At 73.4% G+C, this 21,104-nt stretch carries 20 protein-coding genes; 1 reads left to right on the forward strand and 19 read right to left on the reverse strand.

Features of this window, described 5'->3' with window-relative positions; translation table 11 throughout:
• Positions 1-99 precede the first annotated feature (99 nt).
• Positions 100-465 (reverse strand): DUF6479 family protein, encoded by a 366-nt coding sequence (locus AB0927_RS23540; protein ID WP_366669657.1) that lies wholly within the window; start codon positions 463-465, stop codon positions 100-102.
• Between the two features lie 112 nt (positions 466-577).
• On the opposite strand from AB0927_RS23540, the gene AB0927_RS23545 reads away from it, so the two are divergent.
• Positions 578-952: a ferredoxin gene (locus AB0927_RS23545; RefSeq protein ID WP_366669658.1), complete on the forward strand. Its 375-nt coding sequence runs from the start codon at positions 578-580 to the stop codon at positions 950-952.
• 20 nt (positions 953-972) lie between these two features.
• Here the strand turns inward: AB0927_RS23545 and AB0927_RS23550 are convergent, their stop codons facing one another.
• The 18 genes from AB0927_RS23550 to AB0927_RS23635 form a co-directional block, all read right to left on the reverse strand.
• Entirely contained in the window at positions 973-1,860 is an 888-nt protein-coding gene (locus AB0927_RS23550) for an SDR family NAD(P)-dependent oxidoreductase (protein WP_366669660.1), read from the reverse strand.
• A 101-nt stretch (positions 1,861-1,961) separates the two neighbouring features.
• A complete protein-coding gene (locus AB0927_RS23555; protein WP_366669661.1) occupies positions 1,962-3,986 on the reverse strand; it encodes a radical SAM protein in 2,025 nt (674 codons plus the stop codon).
• A gap of 82 nt (positions 3,987-4,068) precedes the next feature.
• Positions 4,069-5,025 carry an aldo/keto reductase gene (locus AB0927_RS23560; RefSeq protein WP_366669662.1) on the reverse strand — a complete coding sequence of 319 codons (957 nt, stop codon included), beginning with the start codon at positions 5,023-5,025 and terminating at the stop codon, positions 4,069-4,071.
• Positions 5,022-6,518, reverse strand: a complete 1,497-nt coding sequence (locus tag AB0927_RS23565) for a GMC oxidoreductase (RefSeq protein ID WP_366669663.1) — start codon at positions 6,516-6,518, stop codon at positions 5,022-5,024. Before AB0927_RS23565 ends, AB0927_RS23560 begins: the two co-directional genes overlap by 4 nt.
• Positions 6,515-7,450, reverse strand: coding sequence for an adenosine kinase (locus tag AB0927_RS23570; protein WP_366669664.1), 936 nt, complete (start codon positions 7,448-7,450; stop codon positions 6,515-6,517). The genes AB0927_RS23565 and AB0927_RS23570 overlap by 4 nt, the downstream gene beginning before the upstream one ends.
• Positions 7,451-7,566: 116 nt before the next feature.
• The gene (locus tag AB0927_RS23575; protein ID WP_366669665.1) at positions 7,567-8,367 is read right to left on the reverse strand and encodes an HAD family hydrolase; all 801 of its coding nucleotides are present in this window, start codon (positions 8,365-8,367) and stop codon (positions 7,567-7,569) included.
• Complete coding sequence (locus tag AB0927_RS23580) at positions 8,364-8,909, reverse strand: NUDIX hydrolase (protein WP_366669666.1); 546 nt, start codon at positions 8,907-8,909, stop codon at positions 8,364-8,366. The genes AB0927_RS23575 and AB0927_RS23580 overlap by 4 nt, the downstream gene beginning before the upstream one ends.
• On the reverse strand, positions 8,906-9,796 hold the full coding sequence (locus AB0927_RS23585; protein ID WP_366669667.1) for a sugar nucleotide-binding protein: 891 nt from the start codon (positions 9,794-9,796) through the stop codon (positions 8,906-8,908). The genes AB0927_RS23580 and AB0927_RS23585 overlap by 4 nt, the downstream gene beginning before the upstream one ends.
• Positions 9,793-10,821 carry an ROK family protein gene (locus tag AB0927_RS23590; protein ID WP_366669668.1) on the reverse strand — a complete coding sequence of 343 codons (1,029 nt, stop codon included), beginning with the start codon at positions 10,819-10,821 and terminating at the stop codon, positions 9,793-9,795. Before AB0927_RS23590 ends, AB0927_RS23585 begins: the two co-directional genes overlap by 4 nt.
• Positions 10,814-11,920, reverse strand: a complete 1,107-nt coding sequence (locus AB0927_RS23595; RefSeq protein ID WP_366669669.1) for a sugar phosphate nucleotidyltransferase — start codon at positions 11,918-11,920, stop codon at positions 10,814-10,816. The genes AB0927_RS23590 and AB0927_RS23595 overlap by 8 nt, the downstream gene beginning before the upstream one ends.
• Positions 11,913-14,015: a glycosyltransferase gene (locus tag AB0927_RS23600; RefSeq protein ID WP_366669670.1), complete on the reverse strand. Its 2,103-nt coding sequence runs from the start codon at positions 14,013-14,015 to the stop codon at positions 11,913-11,915. Before AB0927_RS23600 ends, AB0927_RS23595 begins: the two co-directional genes overlap by 8 nt.
• Positions 14,016-14,023: 8 nt before the next feature.
• Positions 14,024-15,469: a hypothetical protein gene (locus AB0927_RS23605; RefSeq protein ID WP_366669671.1), complete on the reverse strand. Its 1,446-nt coding sequence runs from the start codon at positions 15,467-15,469 to the stop codon at positions 14,024-14,026.
• Positions 15,470-15,472: 3 nt separating this feature from the next.
• Positions 15,473-16,288, reverse strand: a complete 816-nt coding sequence (locus AB0927_RS23610) for an ABC-2 family transporter protein (RefSeq protein ID WP_366669674.1) — start codon at positions 16,286-16,288, stop codon at positions 15,473-15,475.
• On the reverse strand, positions 16,285-17,097 hold the full coding sequence (locus tag AB0927_RS23615; RefSeq protein ID WP_366669675.1) for an ABC-2 family transporter protein: 813 nt from the start codon (positions 17,095-17,097) through the stop codon (positions 16,285-16,287). Before AB0927_RS23615 ends, AB0927_RS23610 begins: the two co-directional genes overlap by 4 nt.
• Positions 17,094-18,089, reverse strand: a complete 996-nt coding sequence (locus AB0927_RS23620) for an ATP-binding cassette domain-containing protein (protein WP_366669676.1) — start codon at positions 18,087-18,089, stop codon at positions 17,094-17,096. Before AB0927_RS23620 ends, AB0927_RS23615 begins: the two co-directional genes overlap by 4 nt.
• A complete protein-coding gene (locus AB0927_RS23625) occupies positions 18,086-19,387 on the reverse strand; it encodes an aspartate aminotransferase family protein (protein ID WP_366669677.1) in 1,302 nt (433 codons plus the stop codon). Before AB0927_RS23625 ends, AB0927_RS23620 begins: the two co-directional genes overlap by 4 nt.
• Positions 19,384-19,800 carry a cupin domain-containing protein gene (locus AB0927_RS23630; protein WP_366669678.1) on the reverse strand — a complete coding sequence of 139 codons (417 nt, stop codon included), beginning with the start codon at positions 19,798-19,800 and terminating at the stop codon, positions 19,384-19,386. The genes AB0927_RS23625 and AB0927_RS23630 overlap by 4 nt, the downstream gene beginning before the upstream one ends.
• A gap of 52 nt (positions 19,801-19,852) precedes the next feature.
• A complete protein-coding gene (locus AB0927_RS23635) occupies positions 19,853-21,085 on the reverse strand; it encodes a sedoheptulose 7-phosphate cyclase (RefSeq protein ID WP_366669679.1) in 1,233 nt (410 codons plus the stop codon).
• Between the last annotated feature and the right edge of the window lie 19 nt (positions 21,086-21,104).

Here is a 21,104-nt window from a genome sequence, read left to right on the forward strand (position 1 = left end):
GTCCGCTCACCCCCTACGAACTGAGCAACATGGACTCCAGGCCGAGCGACGACAAGAAGCGTCGGCGCTGGAGCAGCGGGCCACCATGGTCACCGATCGTCAGTGAGCGCCGAGCCCCCCGCCTCCGAAGGACCCGCTGGACCCGCTGCTCCAGCGCCGACGCTTCTTGTCGTCGCTCGGCCTGGAGTCCATGTTGCTCAGTTCGTAGGGGGTGAGCGGACGACCGCCCTTGGGTGTCTTGGGGACCTCCTGGTAGTCCCGGTTCTCCCGGACCTCGTGGACCGCGCCCTCCGGTGGCAGCTTGGGCTGCTCCTCGGGACGCGGGCGAGCGGACTCGCGGTACTTGACCCGGGAGGTCAGCCAGAAGCCGCCGGCGAGCATGGCCAGCAGCCCGATGGCCACGATGAAGAGCACGAGGCTCATCAGGCCGCTCGGCGCGGCAAGCTGCATCGATGCGGTGTTCATAGCAGAGGGATACCCCACCGATAAGCATATGAATCGAACAAAGAGAACGAACCGGACCTCGTCGTCGTGCCGGGCCGGGTTTGCCCCCGCCCCTCGCGGCAACCCGCACCCTGTGACCCCCCAGGCTTCCCCCCAGCAGCTCTACCGGTTCCTTGAGGACCGCTTCAGTTGTGCCCAGGCGTGCACGGAGTGTGCCCGGGCCTGCTCGGTGCGGGTCAGCCTGGTCGATCCGGGCGGCCCCGACTACCAGGAACGGGTGCGCCGGCTGGGCATCATGTGTGCCGAGGTGTGCGACGCCACCTGCCGCCTGCTGTGCGAGGAGGGCCGGCAGGACGAGGAGGGACTCCGGGGCCGGGTCGACTGGTGCCGCCGGGTCTGCCTCGAATGCGCCGGCGCATTCGAGGCACACCCCGGCGCCGAGTCGGCCGCGGCCGCCTGCCGGGTCTGCGCGGACGCCTGCGCGGACTTCCTGGACACGCTGGGCTGAATGCGCCGGGGCGCCTTCCCTCACGGCGTGAGCAGGCGGTCCTGTTCGACCAGGGGTGTGCCGCCGTGCCAGTCCAGGGCTTGGCCGAAGCGGATCAGCTCGCCGTACAGGCCGGGGTCGACGTGTTCGGCGAAGACGACGTCGAGCACGGCCGAGGCGGCCTCGGAGGGTGGCTGCGCCTGGCTGAAGTCGCTGAACCAGGGCCGGGAGGTCGCGGTGTCGACCATGCCGGGGCAGACCGCGGCGATCAGGGTGCCGGTCGCGAGGTCGCGGGCCCGGCGTTCGGCGGCGACCGCGCGCACGGCTGCGACCTGGGCCACCTTCGAGGGCACGTTCAGCCAGCGCGGCCAGCCCGCCGCCGCGGCGGTGCCGGTCCGTACGGCCTCGCGCCAGGACTCCACGGCGCTCTCCACCTGGTCCAGGCTCGCGCCGTCGAACAGGTGGTGCAGCCGCGGGTCCAGGCGGCCGAGGGTACCGAGGCTGCTCGCCACGACGAGGAGCCGGCCGCCCGGGCGCAGCACGGGGCCGAAGCGCCGCAGGACGGCATGCGTGGCCGTGTTGGAGACGTCGATGAACTCGTCGGCCCGCGCCGCCTGCGACTCCTCGGGCAGCAGCCGGGCCACCGCGTTGGAGATGACGATGTCGACACCCCCGTGTTCCGCCCGCAGCTCCTCGGCGAGCCGGGCGATGGCGTCGGTGTCGGTGACGTCGAGGACTCGGCCCTCGACGCGGGCGCGGGTGCCGGGCAGCCCGGCCACCTCGCGGGCGGCGTCGGCCACGCGCCGCCGGTCGCGGCCGGTGAGGAGAACCAGGCTGTCCGGGTCCAGGCGGGCCGCCAGTCCTTCGACGAGCGCGCGGCCGAGTCCTTGGTTGGCGCCCGTGACAAGGGCGATGCGGGAAGCGTTCACACCTGCCACGGTAGGAACCGACATCACCATGCGTCCAACGAAAGCACGGCATGGGTGATATGTGTGATTATCGTGTATTTCGCGGAGTTGACGTCACCGGCTCACCCGATGGCCGCCCCGCGGGACCTCAGCTCCGTGCCCCGGCGGCGCACGGCACCCGGAGTCCGCAGTTCGTGGGCGAGGAGGCGGGCGGCGAGTCCGTCGCGGTCGCCGGGCGCGAGGGCGGTTGCCGCGGCGACCAACTTCTCCACGGCCGCCTGGTCGAGGACGGCCGGAAGCGGGTCGTGGCCCAGGAGGCGGGCCGTCTCCGGGTCCAGCGGGGCGGGGTCCTCGGCGGACGGGTCGGCGAGTGCGCGGCTCAGGGATTCGGCGGCCTCGTCCGGCAACAGGGCTGCGTAGCGCGGGAGTTCGGCGTCCGACGCGATCAGCAGCAGGTGCTTGGCGAGGAGGGCGGCCTCCGGGAAGGGGGTGCGTACGGCCAGCGGGGCCAGGGCGTCGGGGGAGAGGCCGAGGACGCAGCCCGCGTGCAGCAGCACCTCGCGGACGCGGGTCGCGGCGGGCGCCTCGGGCAGCAGGGCGCCGGTGCGGGCGAGGAACCCGGCCACGGTCCGCTCGGCGGCCGTGCCGTCGACGGACTCGGTGCCCCGGTAGTAGCGCGCCATGTAGGCGTACCACCAGGCGAGTTGGACCTCGTACAGCTCGGCGACCACCGACTCGTACGCCTCCTGCGGGAGCAGTTCCCGCAGGGCCGGCACCAGTTCGCGGTAGACGAGGCGGATCCAGGTGTGCGGGGAGCGCTGGATGCCCCAGCACTCGCCGTGCGCGTAGTCCCCGATCAGCTCGGCGAGGCCGAGTTCCCCGGCGGCGAACTCGGAGCGCACTGCGGTGCCGGTGGTCTCGAAGCGGTAGAAGTGGTCGGCGGAGGCCGGAGGCCGGGGGGTGGGCAGCACCTGGTCGATCAGGTGCTCCACCTCGCGGTAGCGCGAGTGGAGCCGGTCCAGGTCGAGGGGCAGGCGAGGGAAGAGCGGGTCGGTGAACTGCCTCTTGAACTTGGCGATCTCCTCCGACAGCGCCTGGTAGAGGAAGACCTTGTCGAAGCGGTGGCTGAAGGACAGCCCGATGTACGGGAAGACGGTGCAGCTGCGGCACTCCGAGCGGTGGCCCACCTCCTCGTCCCGCACCCGCAGGAACTCGGGGTCCTCGACCAGTTCGCGCAGCGGACGGTCCCAGGCCACCGAGTTGTCGAAGGCGTGGTAGCAGGGCAGGACCAGCCGCCCGTCGGGGCCCACCGTCAGGATCCGCTTGTTGGCGTAGCAGTCGGTCGGCGCGGTCGGGTCCAGGGTCTCCATGTACTTGCGGAAGTGCAGGTTGACCAGCGCGAACGGCTGGTGCAGCAGGCGTATCAGCTCTTCGGCGATCGGTCCGCCGGTCGGCTCCGACTCGTCCATCCGCCCCGAGCGGCCCGCCACGGCGTCGGCGAGCGGCTTGCCGTTCTGCTCGATCAGCTTCAGCTTGCGGGCGGTCCGGTTGGTGTCGCGGACGGTGTCCTGCTCGTCGAAGTACTCGAACATCCCGGAGAAGTAGACGGTGATCCGGTTCTCGTGGGCGAAGCGCAGCAGGTCCGGTATCTCGTCCACGTTCTCCCGGGTCACCACGCAGATCAGCTTGAGGTTGCCGCTGCCGGTGGCGATGACCTTCCGGATGACGTCGACGGCCCGGTCCAGCGTGGGCACCCCGCGGATCTGCCGGTAGCGGTCGGGCCGCAGGGTGTCCAGGGAGACGTTCATGGTGTCGACGTGGGGCACGATCGCGTCGATGTGCTGGGCGAACCGGATGCCGTTGCTGGTGATCTCCACGGCCATGCCGAGCGACTTGGCGTACTGCACGATGCCGTCGATGTGCGGGTGCAGCACCGGCTCGCCACCGGTGAAGTCCACGTAGCGCACGCCGAGTTCGTACAGCTCGTCCAGGATCTGGCGGGCCCGCTCCAGGGTGAGTTCCTCGTAGCCCTTGAACTTGTCGTCCTGCCACACGTTGCAGTAGCCGCAGAGCGAGTTGCAGCGGAAGGTGATGTAGAAGCGGGCCGAGGTCAGCCGGCCCCGGTCGGTGGTGGTGCTCGCGGTCACGGGTCAGTTCTCCGTCGGTCGGTACGGCGGGGGAGTCAGCGGGCGTGAAGCCCTGGTCGGGACGGCGGGGCCGGCCGGATCCTCACGGCAGCGGGGTACCCCGTGCCGTGGTCCACAGCTCGTACCACTCCTCGTGGTCGAGGTCCGGTGCGCGCAGCGCCGCGTCCCGGCAGGCGCGGATCCGTTCGGGACGGCTGGTGCCGATCACCGGGACGATGCCGGCGGGATGGCGGGCCAGCCACCACAGAAGCACCGTCTCGGGGGTGGTGTCCTTGTCCCGGGCCAGCCGGCGCAGCAGCTCGGCGGTGGGGGAGTCGGCGTCCCCCGTGTACCGGCCGCGGGCCAGGGCGCCCCAGGCCTGGAGCTGGATGCCCCGGTCGGCGCACGCTTCGAGCGTGCCTTCGGGAAAGCCGTTGGACGCGGCCGCGGAGGTGTTGACCAGCACACCCGCCTCGACCCAGTCGCGCCGGGCCAGGCTCATCTCCAACTGGTCGGCCACCAGCGGGAGTTCCAGACGCGTCTGGAGGTGGGCGATCTGCGCGGCGCTCATGTTGGAGACGCCGAAGCGGCGCACCAGACCCTGCCGGTGCAGTTTGTGCAGCGCGGCGGCGATCTCGTCGGGGCCGGTCAGCGGGTCGGGGCGGTGCAGCAGCAGGGTGTCGATCACCTCGGTGCGCAGCCGCGCGAGGCTCTCCTCCACCCGCCGGACGATCGAGTCCGCGCGCAAGTCGTACAGCCCCGGCCGGTCCCCCTCGGCGAGCCGGATCCCGCACTTGGTCTGTACGGTGATCCGCTCCCGCAGTCCCGGCGTCCGGGCCAGCACCTCGCCGAACACGGCCTCCGACTTGCCGAACCGGTAGATGTCCGCGAGGTCGAACACCGTGATCCCGCACTCCAGGGCCGCCTCCACCGCGGCCTGCGCCCGGTCGACGTCCCCGGCGGTGTACGGCGCGCGGTCCCAGTCGCCGCCGAGCCCCATGCAGCCGTAGATCAGCCGTGCCTCGGGCGCCCGCCCGGAGAGATCCGTCTCGGTCGTCAACTGGCCGCCTCCTTCAGGGCGTCGGCGAGGAGTTCGGCCGCGGCGAGCACCGGGAGCTGGGTGTTGGCCGCGGGCACGGTGGGGAGCACGGAGGCGTCGGCGACGCGCAGGCCGGACACGCCGTGCACGCGGCCCTCGCCGTCGGTGACCGCCATCGGGTCGGTCGCGGGGCCCATGGCGCAGGTGCCGACGGGGTGCCAGTACGTGCCGAGCAGGGCTCGCAGTTCGGCGTCGGTCAGCTCGCGCGAAGGGCGGCCGGCCACGGGGCCGGCCAGCGGGGCGAGCGCCGAGGTGGCGGCGAGCCGCTCGACGATCTCCAGGCCCTCCCGCAGCACCGCCACGTCGTGGCCGCCCGGGTCGGTGAGGAACGCCGGGTCGATGTCGAGGGGCTCGGCAGGGTCGGCCGAGCGCAGCCGGACCCGGCCCCGGGAGGCGGGTTTCATCAGGAAGGCGGCGATGCCGGCCTCGTACTCGCCCGGCGGCAGGCTCCCGAAGAGCGGGTCTCCGGCCGAGGGCAGGATGTGCAGGTCCCAGCCGTCCGCCGGACAGTGCGTGCTGGCCGCCCGGACCAGCATCCGGCTGACGTACAGCTCGCCTTCCTTCTCCTGCGCGGCCAACGCCGAGTTGAGGTCCTCGGTGGGGGCCAGCGGGATGAACACCCCTGGCTGGTCGGAGAGGTTGGCGCCGACGCCCGGCAGGTCCACCTCGGCCCGTACGCCCTTCTCCCGCAGCTCGTCCGCCGGTCCGATGCCGCTGCGCAGCAACAGCCCGGCCGAGCCGAAGGTGCCGCAGGCCAGGACGTAGGTGTCGGCGGTCAGCGTCTCGCGCCGCCCGTCCACGACGACCTCGGCGCCCAGGACCTTGCCCCCGCCGAGCACCAGCCGGTTCGCCGTCGTGTCGCCGAGGACGGTGAGGTTGGGCCGGGAACGGGCCGGGCCGAGATAGCCGAAGGCCGCGTTCCAGCGCAGCCCGTCACGCGCGTTGAGCAGCGGGGTGCCGCGACCGGGCGCCCCTGGGGCACCCATGTCGACGTCCTCGTAACCGAGTTCACGCGCGCCCGCGAGCGCTGCGTGCGCCCAGACGCTGAACTCCCGCTCGGGCGCGGGGCGCAGCCGCATGGCCGCCACGGCCCGCTCCCGGTACGGCGCCATGGCGGCGGCCGACCAGCGGGGGCCGCCGGCCCGGGTCCACTCCGCGTGGTCGGCGTCCGAACCCCAGGTGTGCCAGCAGCCGTTGACGCAGGAGGAACCGCCCACGACCCGGGCGCGCAGCCGGTGCACGGCGACCCCGCGCTCCCACATGTGGTCGCGGGGCAGCGCGCGTGCGTCGCGCAGGGAGCGCGGCCAGGCGTCCTGGTCCGGCCCGTGGTCGGGTCCGGCCTCCACCAGGCAGACCGTGCGCGCGGGGTCCTCGCTGAGCCGCGCGGCGAGCACACAGCCCGCCACGCCGCCGCCGAGCACCAGCACATCGTGATGGCCTATGACACGGCTCATCCGCTCACCTTGGCGGCCTGCTCGTCGGCATCCAACTCGGCGGCGCGGGCAAGGAGTTCGTCCCGCCCGATGGCGTCGGCCCGGGTCGAGGGCACGGTGCAGGCGTGGGCGCCCGCGATCGCGCCGTAGCGGGCGCAGCGCAGCGGGTCGGCGCCATCCAGCCAGCCGAGCAGGAAGGCGGAGGCGAAGGCGTCGCCCGCGCCGTTGGAATCCACGACGGGCTCGGGCGGGGCGACCGCGGGCACCAGGGTCAGCTCGCCGTCGGCCAGCAGGTACGCGCCCTCGGCGCCCGCGGTGGCCACGACGATCCGGGCCCGGCCGCGCGCCGCGATGTTGCGCATGGTGTGCTCCGGGTCGGCCAGCGCGGTGGTGGACAGGAAGACCAGGTCCGCGGCGAGCGCGAAGGGCTCGTGGTAGGGGTTGACGCCGTCCCAGTTGTGCAGGTCCGTCGAGACGGTCAGCCCGGCCTCGCGCAGCACCGGCAGGGCGTACGAGCACGGGTGGGTGATCACCACGTGCGCGTGCCGGCTCGCCGCCGCCAGGGCGCGCAGGGTGTCCTCGGGCAGCCGGTCGGACTCCTGGCTGCGGGTGTCGTCGTACAGGGACAGCCGCCGCCCGTCCGGGCCGACCAGGTTGACCGCGCGCTTGGTGCCCGCGGCGGAGGGCACGTCGGTGAGCGGGATGCCCCGCTCCCGGTGCAGCGCGCGCACCAGGTCGCCCTCCGGGTCGGCGCCGACCAGGTCGATGTGGTGGGTGCGCAGGCCCAGGGCGCTGACCCCGAGCGCGACGAAGTCTCCGCTCTGCCCGGCGCGGGTCACGATGCCCGGCCGGATCATGTAGCTGTCGGCGTAGGGGATCGGCAGCTCCGGGACGTGGACGACGGTGTCCACGCCCGCGCCGCCCAGGACGAGGACGTCGGTCTCGGTGGTCATGGCAGTCGGCTCGTTTCTCTCGCGTCGGGGTGGTGAGTCAAGCAGCACCCCGGACGGCTGGCAAGAACTTGCAGAAATTTTCAGCAAGTTGCTCGATCGGTCGGGTGAAGCGGGGATCAGGGCGCGAACAGGCGTTCAAGGACCGCGGCGACGCCGTCCTCCTCGTTGCCCGGCGCGATCTCGTCGGCGTGGCGCTTCAGTTCGGGGTGGGCGTTGCCCATGGCGACGCCGTGCCCCGCCCACGCGAGCATCGGGATGTCGTTGGGCATGTCCCCGAACGCGACCGTGTCGGCGGCGCCGAACCCCAGCAGCCGCCCGGCCTCGGCGAGACCGCTCGCCTTGTCCACCCCGTCGGGCAGCAGCTCGACCATGCCCTCACCGGAGTGGGTGACCCCGATCCGCCCGGCGCACACGGCGTGCGCGAGCGCGGCGAGCCCGTCGTCGTCCAGCGCCCGGCTGCGGATGAGGACCTTCTCCACGGGCCGCGCCCACAGCCCCGCCGCGTCCTCGACCAGCCGCCAGCCGTGCCGCACCCGCTCGCCGAAGCCCGGCGTGACCAGGAACTCCCCGGCGAGCCCCGCGGTCACCACGCCGAGCGCCAGCGGGCCCGCCGCCTCGGCGATCCGCGCCACCAGTGCCCGGACGACGTCCCGGTCGAGGGTCGCCGAGGACAGCAGCCGGTCGGCGCCGACGTCGTAGAGCTGCGCCCCCTGCCCGCAGACCGCGAGCCCCTGGTAGCCCAGCGGGGCCAGCAGGGCGCGGCAGCCGGCGGCCGGACGGCCCGTCACCACCAGGTGCCGGGCGCCGCGGGCGTCGGCCCGGGCGAGCGCGGCCCGGGTGCGGGGGGAGACGGTGAGGTCGCCGCGCAGCAGCGTGCCGTCGAGGTCGGTCGCGACGACCTTGTACCGCGGCGTCATCCGGCCCCGTCCCGGTGCAGGTCCAGCAGGGTGTACGCGGCCAGCGTCGCCGCGTCCGTGATCCGGCCGGCCCGCACGAGGTCGCGCCACTGCGCCGGATCCGCCCGGCGCTGGCGCATGTCGGCCTCGGTCGCCTCGCGTTCGGGCGGCCCCTCGGTCAACTCCTCGGCGAGGAAGACGTTGCAGCCCTGGCTCGCGTAGCCGTAGGCGACGTGCACCATGCCCAGGTACGTCATCCGGGCGGCCCGCAGCCCGGTCTCCTCGCGCAGTTCGGCGCGGGCCAGTTCGAGCGGGGGCGCGCCGGCGTGCCCGGCGGGCCAGGAGCCCTGCGGGAACTCCCAGTAGCGGCCCGCGACCGGATAGCGGTACTGCTCGACCAGATGCAGACCGCCGTCGTCGTCCAGGGGGATCACCAGCGCGTAGTCCGGCTTGTCCACGACGCCGTACACGCCCTCGCTCCCGTCGGGGCGCCGGATGTCGTCCTCCCGGACGGTCATCCAGGCGTTGCGGTAGACCTCGCGGGAACGCACGGTGCGGATCACCGGGCGGCCTCCAGCAGGGCGCGGGCCCCCTCGGCCACACCGCGCACGCGCAGCCCGTGCCGGCGCAGCACCTCGTCAAGCAGGGTGCTGGTCAGGCAGGTGTGGGCGGGCCGGCTCGCGTACCGGCCCTGCGCCCGGGGCACCCGCGTCACCCGGGTGCGGGGCACGCCCAGGCCGTCGGCGATCGCCTCCGCCCAGTCGGCCCGCGAGACCCGGTCAGGGCCGCCGAGGTGCAGCAGCGCGGGCGTCTCGGGCTCCAGGGCGGCGGCGGTCACCGCGGCGACGTCCTCGACCAGCACCGGGGTGGTCCACTGGTCGTACGGCGCCTCCACCTGCTCGCCCGCGCGCAGCCGATGGGCGCAGGCGGCGAAGAAGTTCAGCCACTTGGCGGAGTCGGCGGGCTCCCAGCCGTAGACCAGGCTCACCCGCAGCACGGTGGCGTCGGGGGCCTCGCCGACGATCCGCTCGGCGGCGAGCTTGGCCCGGCCGTAGGCGTTCGCGGGCGCCGTGGGGGTGCTCTCGTCGTTGTCGGGGCCGCTGCCGTCGAAGACGTTGTCCGTGGAGATCAGCACGGTACGGCGGCCCCGCGCGGCCGTCGTCAGATGGCGGGCCGCCGCGCTGTGCAGCGCGACGGCACGCTCGGGGTCGGCCTCGCACCAGGTGACGTCCGAGGGGCCGTGCACCAGCACGAGCCGGTCGGGCCGCACCGAGTCCACCGCGCGGGCGCAGGCGTCCGCGTCGGTGGCGTCGAGCCGCACCCAGGGCGCGGTGGAGCCCGGCGGCGGGGTGCGGGAGGCGAGGACGGGGGTGCCGCCCTCGGCGGCCAGCCGCTCGGCCACGGCCCGCCCGACGAAGCCGCTGCCGACGATCAGCGTGGTCGTGCTCATACGGCCGTCACCGCCCTGCGGCCCACGCCCCGTGCCGCCAGCAGCCGCCCGGCGCCGATCAGTCCGTGGTCGTCGTCCGGGGCGCCGAGCGTCACCATGCGCCGGATGCCGTCGGCGTCCAGCCCGAAGCAGCCGAGGCGCTCCAACTCCTCGGTGAGCAACTGGACATAGCGAGGTCCGACGGCGAGGGCGAAGCCGCCCATCAGGATGTAGCGGCGGATGCCGATGGAGGTGAACACGGAGATGATCGCCGAGGCGAGATAGGGCAGGACGGACCGCAGGACGGCCGTCGCGAACGGGTCGCCGGCCCGGATCGCGGCGACCAGCGCCGGGTTGTCCAGCCGGTCCGGGTCGGGCGCGGTGGCGCCCAGCGCCGAGCGGGCGTAGCCGCCGGGGTCGGCGTGGGCGGCGCGGCGCGCGGCCGCGAGGGTGCCCCGCCCGGAGGCGATGCCGCCGAGGTGGCCCCGGCCGCCGCAGTCGCACCGGGGCGCGTCCGGGGATGGATCGCAGGGCCAGTGGCCGAGTTCGCCGCCGTGGCCCTCCGGGTCGAGCAGCACCTCGCCCGCCCGGTACACCTTGCTGCCGATCCCGGAACTCACCGTGATCAGGCAGAACGGCGGCTCCTCGGGGCCGCGCACATAACGCCACGCGGCGGCCGTCAGGTCGTTGACCACCACCACGGGCAGGCCGAGGCGGTCCTCCAGCGACTGCCGCACCGGCAGCGGATCACCGGGGCCGCCCCAGATGGTGGGCGCGGCCAGCGCCCGGCCGTCGGCGGTGACGGGGCCGGCGAAGGCCACGGCCAGCGCGCCGCTGCCGTGCCGCGCCACCGCCTCGGCGCACAGCCCGGCGAGCTGCTCGCGCACGCGTTCCTGGAGGACCTCGACGGGCGCGCCGGGGTAGCGGTCCAGGCCCTCGGTGGGGGTGCGGCGCACATCGGACAGGGCGCCGGTGGTGAGGTCGTAGCGGGCGGTGCGCAGGGTGGTGCCGCCCAGATCGACCACCGTGCAGGCGGGTTCAGACATGGGCTCCTCCTCGGGGGGAAGCGGGCGCCACGGACTGCACCGTGCCGTCCTCCAGCACGATCGCGGAGTCGATCTCGGCGCCGTCCGGCACCGCCGCACCCGGCAGCAGCACGCTGCGGCGCACCCGCGCCCCGGCACCGATCCGGGCGCCGGGGAAGGCGACGCTGTGCTCCAGCAGACCGCCGTTGACGAGATCGGCAGGCACCAGGCTGCGGGTCACCCCGGGAGCGGACGCGACGACCTCGCGCGGCACCTCGGGGCTTACCGTACAGGGGAGTTGACCGACCGTCAGGGACGGCTGCTCCGCGACCAGCGCGAGATGGGCCCGGTGGTAGCGGTCGACCGTGCCGATGTCCTCCCAGTGCCCGGGCACCTCGTGGCCGAGGATCAGCTCGCCGCCCGCCAGCATCGCGGGGATGACGTCCCGGCTGATGTCGTGCTGCCAGCCGGTGCCGTCCAGCCGCTCCAGGTAGTGGTGGAGCCGGGCCGCGTCGAAGACGCAGAACGCGGCGAACACCAGGTCGCTGGTCGGCTCGGCGGGCTTCTCGACGAACGCCGTCAGCCGTCCCGCCCGGTCGAAGTCGACCATGCCGAACAGATGGACGTAGGCCCGCTCGATCCGCTGGTAGGCCAGGGTGAGCGCGGCGCCGGAGCGGCGGTGGGCGGCGATCAGCGGCCCGTAGTCGAAGCGGTACACGTGGTCCGCGTGCAGCACCAGCACCTCGGAGGTGCCGGGGCCGAACAGGTACGGCGCCTTGCGGATCAGCGCGTCCGCGGTGCCCCGCTCGGGCGTGCCCCCGGGCGGCGGGGGCCGGTAGCCGGTGCCCTCGCGGTACGAGCGGTCGTACGGCCCGAAGTGCACCCGGAAGCCGGGCCGCCACCACGTGCGGTGCAGGTCGTCCATCAACTGCCGTTCCTCGTACTGGGACAGCAGCAGCACCTCGCCGAAACCGGACGCCTCGGCGTTGGCGAGCGAGAAGTCGATCAGCCGGCAGGAACCCCCGAACGGCACCAGCGGCTTGAGCCGGCCGTGCCCCAGCGGCCCCATCCGGCGGCCCTCGCCGCCGGCGAGCAGCGCGGCGCGCACCCCGTCAGCCATGGCGCACCACGTCCCAGACGGAACGCCCGTCGGCCAGGGTCAGCAACAGGTTCAATTCCCCTCCGGTGTCGGGCAGTTCATGCAGATCCATGGTGAACTCGCCGGGTCCGGTCGCGGTCGCCCGGTGGACCGCCGTCCCCCGGCGCCCGGCGCCGGTGGGCTCGGCCCACAGGACCGCCTCCACGCGGGCGGCGCCCGGCAGCCGGCAGGTGAGCCGCCCGTCTTCGATCGAGTGGCGGGCGTCGAGGCGGGCCCGCAGCTCCGGGTCGTCCGCGGCGGCGCGGGCACAGCGCTCGAAGTCGGCGCGCGCCCAGGCGGCCTCGAACAGGGCGCGGCGCGCTCCGGCGTCCAGGGGGCGGCAGCGGGCGTAGGCGTCGGCGTCCCCGAGCCGGGCCGCGGCCTCGGCGATCGCGTCGCCGTGGGTCGCGTACGCCTCCTCGGGCAGCAGGTCGAACCAGCCGTGCTTCAGCAGGAGCCGGACGTCCCGCGCGGGCCGCTCGCCCTCCCACAGGGGCGTGAAGGCGTCCAGGTGCTGCCGGGCCGTGTGCTCCCAGGTGAACTGCCGTGCGTTGGCTATGGAGTTGGCCCGCAGCCGGGCGTACTCCTCGGGCCGTTCGCGCAGCAGGGCGGCGGCCTCCTGGATACGGCGGGCCAGCGCGTCGGTGAGCAGGGAGTCGTCCTCGGCGAAGGAGCGGTTGACGGCGAAGCCGGTGGCCCCGGAGGTGTTCAGCGGGTCGGCGACATGGCCGAAGTGGGCCATGCCCCGCTGGGCCGTGGCGATCGGGACCGCGCCGACGGCCATCGCCTCGCCCTGCGCGATCAGGAACGTGTCCATCTCGAACTTGGACGGGAAGAGGCAGAAGTCCGAGGAGGCGGCGTAGGCCATGATCCGTTCCTCGGCGACCCGTTCGCACTCCAGGAAGATCCGGCCCTTGTGGCGTTCGACCACCTCACGGATGTACGGGTCGCCGATGCCGTCGTCGCTGAGGCAGCGCAGCACGAAGTTGGCCGCCAGGCCCTCGGTGAGCACACGGTCGGCCGCGCGGAACAGCTCCAGCTGTCCCTTGTGGTTCACGGCGTACCGGGCGTTGTGGAAGAACGTGGGCAGCGCCGGGTCCAGGCCGAGGCCGCCGAGGACGGCCGCGCGGTCCACGGCGGGCCGCTCCGGCGCGGTCCAGCGGTCGCCGATCGCGCAGCCCCCGACGAAGCTCTTGTGCGCGTTGCGGCGCACCGTCTCGTGCACGGGCATCCGGCGGAACGGCTCCTCGAACGGGGTGCCGGCGAAATCGGTGTAGAACTCCAGGTGTCCGGGTGAGAGGAAGTCGACCAGGTCGGCGTGGTCGGCGACCAGGTCGTAGACGCCGATGTGCCCGGGACCGTACTCGTAGTGCAGATGGGTCCGTTGCTGGTAGGCGCTGCGCACGGACGCCTCCGCCGGGCCCGGTTCCTCGGCGGGCAGGGTGACCGGCGCCTGAAGGAACTCCAGCAGCCGTTCGACCTTGGGCCGGTACACCTTCTTGGTGATCGGCATGTTGCTCTGCACGGTGCCGACGACCAGCTTCGACGGGTCGGCGCGGAAGGCCGCCGGCATCAGGTAGTGGTAGTACGGCTCGTGGGCGTGCACGAGCGCCTTCTCGTCCCCGAACCGGGCGCGCACGAACCGCACCGTGTCCGTCTGGTAGGCCAGCGGCTTGAAGAAGACCAGGTCATGGCCTTTGCTGTCGTACGGCGGGTAGAAGCGGTCGGGGAGCGCGTCGAGCAGCTGGTTGGACAGGAAGTACAGGTCGACGCCGTCCAGGCGCAGCCGGTGCGCGGTCGTGGTGAGCGGGATGGTCACCTCGGCCGGGAAACGGTCGCCCCAGGTGTCCGGGTCGAGGACGAGCGGCAGTTCGTAGGTGTCCTCGTAGTCCAGGGTCTCCAGATCGTAGGAGGCCCGCAGTTCGGCCAGCCGGCCGTGGGCCGGGGTGACGACCGAGACCCGGTGGCCGGCGTCGGCGAAGGACTTGGAGAGGTTCCAGAGGTAGACGGAGATGCCGCCCTGGAGGAAGCGGTGGTCGAAGCCCCCGCACTCGAAGTAGGTCTCGATGATGTGCACGGGTGTCCTCATCCGGTGGCCGGGAGACCGCTGGCCTCCACGGCGTGCCGCAGGTTGATCGCCGCGTGGTAGGCGCGGTCGTGGGCGTAGGCGTAGTCGAGCTCGTGGATCAGCCGGCGCAGCCGGAACAGCCGCCAGGCCGGGTGCGCGTCCCGGTCCGGACCGGCGTCGGCCAGCAGGTTCCCGGCCCGCGTGGCCCACAGCCCGGACGCCCGCCTGAGCCGCGCGAGAGAGGCCAGCCGCTCCTCGGTCCAGCCGGGCGTGTCGGGGCGGGCGCCCGCCGCCTGGAGCAGCGCGGTGCGGCAGGTGTCCTCCGGGTCCATGCCGAGGACGCCGGCCGCGTGGTCGGAGAACTCGTCGGCCGTGAAGATCTCCAGCCCCCGGGTGAGCGCGGCCAGGTCCTGCCACGGCGACTGCGCGGTGGCCGGGTCGGCCGGGTCGGCGCGCGGGGTGGACAGGTCTATCACGCACAACTCCCAGCTTCCGTCGGCACGTTCGCCGCGCAGGACATGGGACAGATGCAGGTCGCCGTGGCACGGCCCGGCGGGCCAGGGCCGCGCCGGCAGCCCCGCGACGCGGGCCAGCTCGCGGGACAGACCGGTCGCGGCGGCCTCGCGCACCGGCACCGGGTAGCGCGTGTCCGCGAGGATCAGCGGGGTGAGCCGGGCGAGCCGCTCCACGGCCTCGTCGAGCACCGCCTCGGCGGGGAACTCCGGGTGCGGGCCGAGCCGTTCGGCCAGCTCCTGGTGGAAGTCGCGCAGGAAGCGCCCGGTCGCCCGCAGCGGCGCGACCAGGTCGTGCTGGGAGGCGTCGACGGCCGTGGCCGGCTCGACTCCGTCCGCCAGCAGGGGCCACAACGCCCGGATCCCCGCCCGCAACGGCACGTTGAGGCCCTCGCCCTCGGCGAACCGGTACAGCACCCCGAGCGGCTCGCGCCTCCCCGTCGCCGTGTCCACGTACGTGTAGTCGCCCACCGGCTGCTGGGTGCGCCCGCCGTCCGCCATCAGGCGCAGCAGCTCGGCCTCCCGGTTCCCGGTGCCGATGCGGCGGTAGCTCTTGTGGGTGTGCGCGGTGCCGCCCAGGTCGATCAGGGACAGCGCGTTGGAGCACCAGCCCGGGTCGAAGGGCAGCGGACCCCGGTAGGCGGCGGGCGCCCCCCGGAACTCGATCGTGTTGCCGCGCGCGGTGGGCAGGCTCAGTCCGTCGCGCAGCGCGCCCACCACCGCCCGGTCGAAGGCCTCGGTACCGGCGGCGGTCCGGCCCGGATCGGCGTCGAGGACCGGCACGAACCAGCGGGCCTCGCCCGCCTTGACCAGCAGCAGCCGCACCTCGCCGAGCACGGCCTGGTCGTCCAGCTCGAAGGGGCCCCGGCGCCCCGCCTCGTCCATCCAGGAGGCGGCGCGCAGCAGGCCGGCGGTCGCGGGCGCGGGGGCGCCGGGCAACAGGGTGTCCATGGGTCAGCTCCCGGTCATCTCGTAACGGTCGACGCCCCGGTGCCAGACGACCAGGGCGAGCGCCACCACACCCGCGGTCACCACGAACAGCCAGGGCAGCATGCCGGTGCGCCCGAAGAGGAGGTAGGCCGCGGGGACGTAGGCGGTGAAGGCGTAGGGCAGCAGCCAGGTCAGCAGCCACCGCAGGGAGGGGTGGTACAGATCGAGGGGGTAACCGGAGAAGTCGCCGAGCTGGTTGGCCGCGTACAGGGCCGGGAAGCTGTTCGTCGTCCAGAACGCCAGCGACGCGAACAGCGTCTTGATCGAGGCGAGGACCAGCGTCCCGCACAGCACGAGCAGCGGCAGCAGCAGCCACTGCACGGCACTGAGTCTCAGGTCCAGCTCGTCGGCCGCGTACCAGGTCAGGGCGGCGCCGGTGAGCAGTTCGCCGAAGCCGTCCGGGTACAGGAACCGCTCGGACAGCAGCGAGAACAGCGGGTGCACCGGCCGGATCAGATAGCGGAAGAACTCGCCGTTCTGCACCAGCTTGCGGGCCATGACCCACAGCTGGTCGGTGAACATCCGGTCCAGGCCGCGCGGCAGCAGCGAGAAGCCGAGCAGGAACAGCACCTGGTGGTAGTCCCAGCCGGCGATCCGCGGGGTCTGCCGGAACACCATGCCGACCACGGCGACCTGGCACACCACCCGCAGCACCAGGCCGCCGGCGCCGAGCAGGAAGTCCATCCGGTACTCGGTCAGCCGGTGCACGCTGACGGCGCTGAGATGCCAGGTCAGCCGGGCGTAGCGGGCGGCCGTCGCGAGCGGTCCGGGTGCGCTCATCCGCCCAGCACCTCCACCCGGCGTACGGCCCCGCGCCAGGCCAGCGCGGCCAGCGCGCACAGCGCGAGCGCCCAGCCGAGCTGCACGGCCAGGATCCCCGCCGCGCCCGCCGCGCCGTCGTAGCGCCCGAGCAGCAGGCGCAGCGGCCCGTCGACCATGCCCTGGAACGGCAGCACGCGGGCCACGGCCGCGAGCGGACCCGGCATCAGCGCGAGCGGCACCACCTGCCCGGCGAAGAACGCGACCACGCTGTCCTTGACGACGCGCACGCCCCAGATGTTGGTGGTGACGAACCCGGCGAGCCCGACCAGCAGGTTCACCCCGAAGCCGATGACCAGGGACAGGACGGCGGAGCACGCGAAGAGCAGCATGCCGCCCCAGGTCGGCGTGGTCAGCGGCAGCAGCAGCGCGTACAGCGCGACGACGGGTACGGCGACCAGCGTGGCGTTGGTGAGCGACACCGGCAGCCCCGTGGCGAACCGGGACAGCGGATAGCTGACCGGGCGCAGCAGCGAGACGGCGATGTCCCCGCGCTGGACCTCCCCGGAGACCTCCTCGTCCACCCGGCTGGCCTGCATCAGGCCGAGCACCTGGGCGAGCAGCACGTACGTCGTCAGGCGCGGCAGGTCGTAGCCGCCGGGCAGCCCGCCCGGCCGGCCGCCGTAGACCGCGCGCCACAGGAAGACCTGGACGCCGACCGCCGTGGTGGCGGTCAGGGCGTTGATCAGGAAGGTGGAGCGGTACTGGAGCAGCGACTGGAGGCTGGCGGCCGCGAACGGGGTGTAGCGGCGCAGCGCGGGGGCGTTCACCCGGCCGCCCGGCCGGCGTAGATGCGCCGCAGCACCATCTCCAGGTCGGGTTCGGGGGCGACGCAGTCGGTGACGTCGAAGTGGTCGAGGAGGAAACCCATCACCTGCCGGGCGGTCCAACGGGCCACCGGGTACTCGACCTTGATCCGCCCGTCGTCGGCCAGCTGCGCCGACGCCCCGTCGAGTCCCTTCTCGATCAGCCCGGTCGCGTCCTCGGACGAGCCGTGGTGCTCGAAGACCACCGCCCTGGTGTCGGCCGTGCGCAGCAGTTCGTGCATGGTGCCGCGGTGCACGACCTCGCCGTGGTTGACGACCAGTACCTGGTCGCAGATGGCGGTGATGTCGCCCATGTCGTGGCTGGTGAGCAGCACCGTGGTGCCGAGTTCGGCGTTGACGTGGTTGACGAGCCTGCGGACGGCCTCCTTGAGTACCAGGTCGAGCCCGACCGTCGGCTCGTCCAGGAAGACCACCTTGGGGTCGTGCACCAGGCTCGCCGCGACCTCGGCCCGCATCCGCTGGCCCAGACTGAGCTGCCGTACCGGTGTGTTGCCCAGCGCGTCGAGGTCCAGCAGCTCCTGGAACAGGGCCATGTTGCGCCGGTAGACGGCGTCCGGGATCTCGTGCACGCGGCGCAGGATGCGGAAGGAGTCCGGCACCGGCAGGTCCCACCACAGCTGGCTGCGCTGCCCGAACACCACCCCGATGTTCGCGGCGTTGCGCCGCCGCTCCCGGTACGGCTCCAGACCCGCGACCAGGGCCCGGCCCGAGGTGGGCGTCATGATGCCGGTGAGCATCTTGACGGTGGTCGACTTGCCCGCGCCGTTCGCCCCGATGTACGCGGCCTTCGTCCCGGCCGGTATCTCGAAGGACACCCCGGACACCGCCCGCACCAGCCGGTGCTCCCGGCTGAACAGGGTGCTGAGGCTGCCCATCAGGCCGGGCTTGCGCTCGGCGACCCGGAACTCCTTGACGAGGTTCTCCGCGACGATCACCGCGGGTCCCCCGTGGCGCGCTCCAGGGCGCGGTCGAGCAGCGTGACGCCCTCTTCGAGGAGTGCCCGGTCGATGGTGAACGGCGGGGCCAGACGCAGCACATGGCCGCCGATCGCGGTGCGCAGCCCGAGGTCCAGCGCGTGCCGGTACACGGCCTGGGCGATCTCGGGCGCGGGCGTCCGGCTCGCCCGGTCGCGCACGAACTCCAGCCCGTGCAGCAGCCCGAGCCCGCGCACCTCGCCCAGCACCTCGTACTTGGCGTGCAGTTCCGCCAGCCGCTCGTCCAGCACGGCGCCCAGCTCGGTCACCTTGGCGAGCAGCGCGTCCCGGCGTACGACCTCCAGCGTGGCCTTCGCGGCGGCGATGCCCAGCGGGTTGTTCGCGTACGTCGACGCGGTGGACCCGGCGCGGCCCGCCTCGGGGTGCCGCAGCACCGCGGACCGCCCGGCCAGCGCGGCGAACGGGAAACCCGAGGCCAGTCCCTTGGCCAGGGTCACGAGGTCGGGCTCGATGCCGAACCGCTCACTGGCCAGGAAGGTGCCGGTGCGGCCGCCGCCGGTGAGCACCTCGTCGGCGACGAGCAGCACGCCGTTCTCCCGGCAGCTCTCGGCGATCTGCTCCCAGTACCCGGGCGGCGGCACGATCACCCCGGCCGCGCCGAGGACCGGCTCGAAGACCAGCGCCGAGACGTTCGGCTTCTCCGCGATGTGCCGGCGCACCAGCGAGGCGCAGCGCACCCCGCAGGAGGGGTACTCCAGCTCCAGCGGGCAGCGGTAGCAGTAGGGGGAGTAGCCCAGCACGCTGTTGCCCGCGAACGCCTGGTGGCCGATGTCCCAGTGGACCAGCATCCTGGCCCCCTGCGTCTTGCCGTGGAAGCCGTAGCGCAGCGCCCCGATCCGGTTGCGGCCCGGCTCGGCGACGGCCTGCACGGCACGCAGCGCGGCCTCCACGACCTCGGCGCCGGTGGAGAAGAAGGCGTAGGTGTCGAGCTGTTCGGGCAGCAGCTCGGCGAGCAGGTCGCACAGGGCGGCGCGGTCGGCGGTGGCGAAGTCGTGCACGTTCCACAGCCGGCCGGCCTGCTCGGTGAGCGCGGCGACGACCTCGGGATGGCAGTGGCCCAGCGACTGGGTGAGGGTGCCGGCCGCCAGGTCGATGTACTGGTTGCCGTCCAGATCGGTGAGGACGGCACCGCGGCCCTCCACGAAGACCCGGCGGCCCAGCGCCGACTCCTCGGAGGCGCCGGGCGCCATGTGCGCCGACTCCCGCTCCAGCAGCTCCCGTTGGCGCGGGCCGGTCATCCGGCACCGCCCAGCGGGCCGACCTCGAAGACCAGCAGGTTGAGGTCCTCGTCGGCGTCGTTGACCAACCCGTGTTCGCCGTAAGGGCGGTTGGGGACCACGTCGCCCGCGCGCACCGGGAACTCCTCGCCGTCCAGGGTCATCCGGCCCCGCCCGGAGAGGATCACGTACGTCTCCTCGTCGTCGGCGTGCCGGTGCAGCCCGATGGACGTGCCCGGGGGCAGCACCACCAGGTCGATGAACGCGATCGGGGCCCTGGCACCGGCGCCGAGGTAGGCGCGGTGGGCGCGGATCGTGCCGGTGCCGCCGTGGTCGCCGGTCACCTCGCGCAGCAGTCCCTCGTACAGGTTGGTGACGCGGGTGCGGACGGGCTCGGGCGCCGGGGCACCCGGCTCCGGCAGGGCAGGACTCATCGCGGTGCTGCTCCAAGTCGCTTGCGGGGACGGGGGTTCGGGGCGGGACGCGTCAGTACGCGGCCGTGAGCGGCGTGGTGGGGGAGGCGTTCGAGGCGCGGGTGGCCAGGGCGTCCAGCGCCTCCTTGAGGGCGCCGTCGGGAATGTCGTCCAGATCGTCCACGAAGACCGCCGAGCCGATCCCGTCGGGCACCACGAGATGCAGCCGGCGGCCCCGGCGCTCCCAGGACGCCGTCAGCGCCCGCTCCATCAGCTCGGGCGTGCAGGTCTCCGGATCGAACACGGGCAGCCCGAGCGCGTCGATCAGGGCGACGATCCGCGCGCAGTCCCCGGCGTCCAGCAGCCCCAGCACCCGGGCGAGTTCACTGGAGAGCGCCATGTCGACGGCGACCGACTCGCCGTGTGCGATCCGGTACTCGCTGGCCGTCTCCATCACGGGCCCGAAGGTGTGCCCGAAGTCGACGAGGCGGGCCAGGTCGTGCTCACGGAGGTTGGGACACAGCTCCTCCATCATGAGCCGCATCGAGGTGCGCAGCACGTAGTCCTCGACGCCGTGCCGGCCGAGTCCGTCCTGCGCGAGCGCCGCCGGGGTGGCGTACGGCCGCTGGAAGACCTGGGGGCACTCCTCCAGGGTCCGGAAGAGCCGGGCGTCCTTGATGACGGCCATCTTGGCTATCTCGCCCAGTCCGCAGCGGATGTCCCGGGGCGCCAGCGTGCGCAGGAAGCCGGGGTCGTTGAGGGAGGCGTGCGGCGGGTGGTAGGCGCCGAGCATGTTCTTGGTGCCCAGCGCGTTGATCCCGGTCTTGACGCCCACGCCCACGTCGACCTGGCCGACCAGGGTGGTGTTGACCTTGATGTAGCGCACGCCCCGGCAGTAGATCGCCGCCGCGAACCCGACCAGGTCGCAGGTGACGCCCCCGCCGACGGCGAGCATCACCCCGCCGCGGTCCAGGCCCGCCGCCTTGGCCAGCGCGCAGATCTCCTCGACGGATTCCATGCGCTTGCGGTCCTCGCCGCCGCCCAGCACGTGCACGCTCCAGGTGCCCGGGGCGAGCCGCGCGTCCAAGTAGGCGCGGAGCTGGCGCCCGTACAGCCGGTCGACGGCCGGACCGGTGAAGGCCACCACCCGGCGCCCCTCGCAGCGCTCGGCCAGCAGCGGGTTGGCGGGGGAGAGCACCTCACGGGTGAGGTCGACGCGGTACGAGGTTCCGTCCGGGGCGCGGAGGGTGAACCCGCTGTCATCGCCTCGGACCCCGGATTCGGCGGCGGATGTCTGCGCCGTCACGACACTCCTCGAATCGGCC

Source organism: Streptomyces sp. NPDC048106, from assembly GCF_040706415.1.
Lineage (GTDB): Bacteria > Actinomycetota > Actinomycetes > Streptomycetales > Streptomycetaceae > Streptomyces.